At 74.3% G+C, this 5,765-nt stretch carries 4 protein-coding genes and 1 pseudogene; 2 read left to right on the top strand and 3 right to left on the bottom strand.

Annotated features, from left to right (window positions below; translation table 11 throughout):
* Positions 1-467 (top strand): annotated as a pseudogene (locus NUV38_RS17000) (hypothetical protein); the annotation flags it as partial.
* A gap of 2 nt (positions 468-469) precedes the next feature.
* Here NUV38_RS17000 and NUV38_RS16995 read toward each other — a convergent pair.
* From NUV38_RS16995 to cobU, 3 genes are read right to left on the bottom strand one after another with little or no spacing between them, the layout of a single operon-like run.
* Positions 470-1,948, bottom strand: coding sequence for an MFS transporter (locus NUV38_RS16995; RefSeq protein WP_257730244.1), 1,479 nt, complete (start codon positions 1,946-1,948; stop codon positions 470-472).
* Complete coding sequence (locus tag NUV38_RS16990; protein WP_257730243.1) at positions 1,945-3,297, bottom strand: M20/M25/M40 family metallo-hydrolase; 1,353 nt, start codon at positions 3,295-3,297, stop codon at positions 1,945-1,947. The genes NUV38_RS16995 and NUV38_RS16990 overlap by 4 nt, the downstream gene beginning before the upstream one ends.
* 52 nt (positions 3,298-3,349) lie before the next feature.
* Positions 3,350-3,892 carry a bifunctional adenosylcobinamide kinase/adenosylcobinamide-phosphate guanylyltransferase gene (gene cobU, locus NUV38_RS16985; RefSeq protein WP_257730242.1) on the bottom strand — a complete coding sequence of 181 codons (543 nt, stop codon included), beginning with the start codon at positions 3,890-3,892 and terminating at the stop codon, positions 3,350-3,352.
* 132 nt (positions 3,893-4,024) lie between these two features.
* Between cobU and NUV38_RS16980 the strand changes: the two genes are divergently transcribed.
* Complete coding sequence (locus NUV38_RS16980; RefSeq protein WP_257730241.1) at positions 4,025-5,692, top strand: LPXTG cell wall anchor domain-containing protein; 1,668 nt, start codon at positions 4,025-4,027, stop codon at positions 5,690-5,692.
* Positions 5,693-5,765: the final 73 nt, after the last annotated feature.

The raw sequence follows: 5,765 nt of genomic DNA, 5'->3' as shown, positions 1-5,765 counted from the left end.
GGCCGCTGGCCGCCGCCGAGTCGTCGCTGGCCGTGCCCGACGACGCGGTCGGCGCGCTGTGGCGCCACGCGAGCGTGCTGCGCGAGCTGCGCGGCGACGCCCACGTGTCGGTGCTCGTGACCGCCGGTCTCGGCGGAGCCGCCTCGAACGCGCTGCAGGTGGCGCTCGGCCGGGCGCCGGAGCGTCAGCGCTCGGTCCGGGGCTGGACCGAGGACGAGTGGGCCGAGGCGCTGGAGGAGCTGCGCCGTCGTGGCTGGGTCGACGCCGACGGCCAGGGCACCGACACCGGCCGGGCCGCCCGCGAGCGACTCGAGGACGCCACGGACCGCGCCGTCGACGCCGCCCTCGACACCGAGGCCACGGCGCACGCGGTGTCGGTGGAGGCCGACCTGGTCGCCGCCGCCCGCAGCGTGGTCGCCGCCGGCGCCATCACCTACCCGAACCCCATCGGCGCCCAGGCCCCCTAGGGTCACCGCGCCCGCGAGTCCTCGGCCGTCCGGCGCGTCAGGGTCAGCACGACGGCGGCCGCGAAGGCGCTCACCGAGCACACGGCCCACACGGTCAGGTAGCCCGAGAGGGGCGCGGTGCCGAGCGTCGGGTCGTCGATCGACCCCGTCGACGCCAGGGCGATCGCGAACACGGCCGACGCGATCGCGCCGCCCACCGTCTTGGTCGCGTTGGTCATGCCGGTCGCGAAGCCGGTGGCCTCCGGCGGCGCGGCGGCAGCGGCTGCGGCCGGGAGCGCCGCCACGAGCAGCCCGGACCCGACGCCCGCGACGCCCATGTTGGTGAGCGTCTGGGTGGTCGTGTCGTGCAGCGGCAGGAACAGTCCGTAGCCGACGCCGACGACGGTGCAGCCCGCCACCATCGCCCCGCGCGGGCCGAGCGTGCGCGAGAGCACCGGCAGGAGCAGGGCACCCACGACCATCGTCACGACGTAGACGCCGATGAGCGTGGACACGAAGGCCGCGGACGCACCGAGGCCGAAGCCGGCGACGTCGGGATCGGTCCGCGCGAAGGTGGACAGCGGGATCTGCGCGCCCAGCACCGACATGCCGAACAGGAACGCGGTCAGCTGCACCGGCCACTGGGCCGCGCGGACGAAGGTGTGCACGTCGATGAGCGGTGCGACCCCGCCCTCGGGTCGGGCGGCCAGCCCTCGCTCGAACCGGACGAGAGCCGCGAGCGCCGCGAACGAGAGCAGGACGAGCGACCACGGCACCGGGGAGCCGACGCCCATCAGCCGGATGGCGATGAGCCCGCCCATGAGCAGCCCGAGCGTCACCGTGAGCCACGCGAGCCCGCCGTAGTCGTACCCACCCGACGCCTGTCCGCGGTCACGCTCGATGCCGAACCACACGATCGCGAGGCACAGCGTCACGGCCACGGCGGGCAGCGACAGCAGCACCGTCATCGACGTCGACTCCACCAGGGCGCCCGACGTGAGCGCACCGACGATCACGCCGGTCTCGAGCGCCGCCACCAGGAAGGCCGCGGACCGACGGGTGAGGCGGTGCTGGTCGGGCGAGCCGGCCGTGCGGCGGTGGATGATCGCCACCTCCACGGGCAGCCACACCACGTACGCACCCTGGAGCGCCCAGCCGACGAGGAACGTGGAGAAGCCGGGCGCGAAGGCCAGGGCCCAGGAGCCGACCGCCGTGACCGCCGTCGACACGAGCAGCACGTTGCGGTGGCCCCACAGGTCGCCCAGCCGCGACAACAGCGGCACCGCCAGCGCCGACAGCACCAGCTGCGCGGCCTCGAACCAGTTGACGTCGGCATCGCGGATGCCCAGGTGACGCGCGATGTCGGAGAAGATCGGCGTGTAGAAGCCCTGCAGGATGCCGCTCACGACCTCCACCGCCACGAGGAAGCCGACCACCGCCCACAGGCCGGTGTGCAGCTGACGTCCGTGGTCGGAGGTCCCCTGGACCCCGGTGCCCGTCACAGCGACCTCAGCAGCGCGACGTACCAGTCGACGCCCTCGAGCCAGGCCGCCACGTGCACGTGCTCGTCGAAGGAGTGGATGGAGGCGCGTTGCTCCTTGCTCATCCGCAACGAGGCGAACCGGTAGACGCGCGGGCAGATGTCGCAGAAGAAGCGGCTGTCGGTGCCGGCCATCATCACGTAGGGGGTCACGATCGCGTCGGGGAAGACGTCGGCGATCGTGCGCTCCAGCAGCGCGAACGCGCCCAGGGCCTCGGGCTCGGTCGTGGGCGACAGCGGACTCGGCTCGTTGGCCTCGACCACGTCGACCGCCACCTGCTGGTCGTCGACCGCGTCCCGCACGTGGTCGAGTGCCGACGCCACGCTCTCCCCCGGCATGATCCGCAGGTTCACCTCGGCCCGCGCCCGGGCGGCGATGACGTTGTGGGCGGGCGCACCGGACAGCGTGGTGGCCACCATGGTCGTCCGCACCATCGCGGCGGTCTCGGGACCGGCCGCGACGAGCGCACGGCCGAGCACCCCGGGCGGGGTCCGGGTGGCGCCGGTCAGCAGCGCACGCAGCGGCAGCGGCAGGTGGCCGGCCAGCCGACGCAGCAGGTCGATGGTGGGGCCCGGGACGTTGACCGGGAACTGCTTCTGGTCGAGCCGCCACAGCGCACGTCCGAGGCGGGCGGTCGGGCCCTTGGGCGCGGGCGTGGACGAGTGACCCCCGCGACCGGTGACCGTGAGCGAGAGCGTGGTGGTGCCCTTCTCCGTGGCGCCGACGACGGCGACCGGCGCACCCACGCCGGGAAAAGCCTGGCCCGCCACGGCACCGCCCTCGTCGAGGACGAACCACGGCTCGACGCCGCGTCGACGCAGCTCGTCGACCGCCGCAGGCGCCGACGGCCCGGACACCTCCTCGTCCGCACCGAAGGACAGCCACACGTCCTGCGCCGGCGTGAGGCCGTCGGCGAGCAGGCGCTCGACAGCGGTGCAGATCGCCACCAGCTGGCCCTTGTCGTCGAGGGTGCCGCGGCCCCAGATCGCAGGCCCCTCGGGGGTCTCGACGACGTCGGCGGCGAAGGCGGGGTGCGTCCACGGGTCGTCGGGCGTCACCGGCACCACGTCCTGGTGGGCCATGAGCACGACCGGACGGTCCGAGGACGTCCCGGCCCACCGCCACAGCAGGGCGCGCGGCGCGGCCTCGCCCAGGTCGACCCGCTCGAGCCGCTCGTGCAGCAGCGGGAAGTGCTCGGCGAGGAGCGCGTGCAGCTGCTCGAAGGGCGCCGGGTCGGTCAGGGCCGGGTCGCGCTCGGCGACGGTGGGCACGCGGATCGTCGCGCGCAGGACCTCCACGTCAGGATGCACTCCCCGACGCTAGCCCGCGGCCGGGGTCATGCGCCGCGCGAGCAGGACGGCGTCAGAGGGTGATGACCCGGCCGGCGACGACGAGCAGCACCTCGTCGCACTCGGCGGCGAAGCGCTGGTTCACGACGCCGAGCAGGTCGCGGAAGATCCGACCGGACCGGTGCTCGGGCACCACGCCGAGCCCCACCTCGTTCGTCACGAGCACCACCGTGCGCTGCGTGCGGGCGAGGGCCTCGACCGCGGCGTCGACGCGGTCGAGCAGCACCTGCTCCCACTCCTCGCGGATGGCGTCCCAGCCGTCGAGCTCGTCGATCTGGCTCGTGAGCCAGGTGCCGAGGCAGTCGATGAGCACCGCCGTGTCGGCGTCGGCGTCACCGCCGTCGATCGCGCCGACGAGGTCGGTGGTCTCGACGGTCGTCCAGTGCGACGGGCGCCGTTCCTGGTGCCGCGCCACCCGCTGGGCCCACTCGGGGTCCTCGTCGGGATCGGCCGCCGGCCCCGGTGCGACGTAGGTGACGCGTTCGTGCGCCACCACCAGCGACTCGGCGTGGAACGACTTGCCCGACCTGACTCCACCTGTCACCAGCGCCTTCATGCCGCGACGATACTCCCGCGGATGATCCTGGAACTTCTTCAGAAGTTCCGCGGACAGGGTCCTTCGCCCGACTCTAGGCTGCGAGCGCCGGTCGAGTGCACGACCGGAGTCCTCGTCATCCCTGGAGACCCCGTGTCGTACCTGCGCGCCCTCGTCCTCGTCGTCCTCACCGGTCTCGCGATGGTCGCCGTCCCGGCCGTGACCTCGGCCGCCACCTCGCCCGGCGACGGATCCGTCCCGAGGGCGGCCGTCGCGTCGGCGAGCTCGTCCCCCACGACGACGCCCCTGCCGACGCAGGCGAGCCTGGACGCGCGCACGCCGGACGGCCTCACCCGCTACCGCTACCTCGGCGTCCCGGTGTCGGCCTCCGACGTCCGGGCGGAGTCCGTGCAGCTGAGGCTCGACGGCACCGCGGTCGCGACGTTCGGCGTCGCAGGAGGCGGGTTCGACGAGTACGTCACCTTCCCGACCATCAGCGTCGGCACCCACCGGCTGACCCTCCACGACGACGACGCCCAGCTGGCGGCCCAGACCATCGAGGTGCTGCCCGACCCCTTCGTCGTGACGGCCTCACCGACCTGGATCACCGCCGAGAAGCTCGCTGCCGACGGGGTCCGCCTCTCGGCCCAGGGCGTGCCGGCCGGGATCGGCGCGAGCGGCTACCTCGGTGACAACGTCGCCCGCGGTACGGCCGACGGCGACGGACGGGTCGACGTCACGGTCCGCAACGACGACGACGAGTTCCTCGCCCAGCCCGGCGTGAACCGCGCGATCCTCGAGCTCGAGACCGGCGGCGTGGGATCGACGGAGGTGCGCACGACCGTCCTGGGCCTGACCGTCCGGGAGGGCGGCGGCGCGGTGATCGGCACCGGTTTCGAGCCGGACACCCTCGTGACCCTCGTCGACGGCAGCACCCAGCGCGCGGCCCGCACGGACGGGGACGGACGCGTGGAGATCACGGCGGCACCCGGATCCCGGCCCCTCACGGTCACCGGCACGGCCGGGAGCATCACCCGCACCCTCGACCCGGGGGGAGCGGACGGCACCGACCCCGCGGGCCCGGGTCTCACCGATTCGCAGGTACGCCGGCTCGAGCAGGCCGCCCAGGCCGCCCAGGGGGCCAAGCAGGCGGCGCAGGACGTGAAGGACCAGCTCGCGACGCTGACGGCGAGTCCCGGCTCCCTGCGCCCGTCCGAGCTCAAGGAGTCGATCGACCTGCAGCTCGACCTCACCCAGCAGGTCGTCGGCTCGCCCTTGCCTGCCGACCCGCCGATGGCGCCGCGTCCGGGCGGCTCGATCGGCTTCGCCCCCCGCCCGTTGGAGCAGCAGCGCGAGGCGCAGCTCGAGGGGGCCGAGGCGGCCTACCAGCAGCAGCTGGACGACGCGACGAAGGAGCAGCAGCGGGCGCTGGACGAGACGGTGCGGCAGATCATCGACTTCATCGCGGAGATGCAGCAGGCCCAGCAGGACCAGCTCCGCACGATCGTCCGCGCCTCGACGATCGAGGTCGTCCGCACCGGTCCGTTGCCCTCGGGCGCCGTCAGCGTCGACGTGCCCGCCGGCTTCTCGGGTCGGCACCACGTCGGCGCGATCGACCCCGCCTCCGGGTACGTGACGGCCTGGCAGCCCTTCGACGTCGCGGTGGCCGGGGCCGGTTCGCCGGGAGCCGGTGCGGACGGCGCTGGCTCGGTCCTGCCCCGCACCGGCGCACCCGCGCTGGCCGGGTTCGTCGTCCTGGCTGCCGTCATGATGCTCGCCGGGACCGGAGCCCTGGTCACGAGGCGGCGCCGCACGGGCTGACCAGTCCCCTCGCCTCACCGGTGGGGGGGGGGGGGGGGGGGGGGGGGGGGGGGGGGGGGGGGGGGGGGGGGGG

Origin of the sequence: Aeromicrobium sp. 50.2.37 (assembly GCF_024655735.1) — a bacterium.
Taxonomy (GTDB): Bacteria; Actinomycetota; Actinomycetes; order Propionibacteriales; family Nocardioidaceae; genus Aeromicrobium.
Note: the sequence above shows the minus strand (reverse complement) of the source record. Positions and strands in the feature narration are given on the sequence as shown.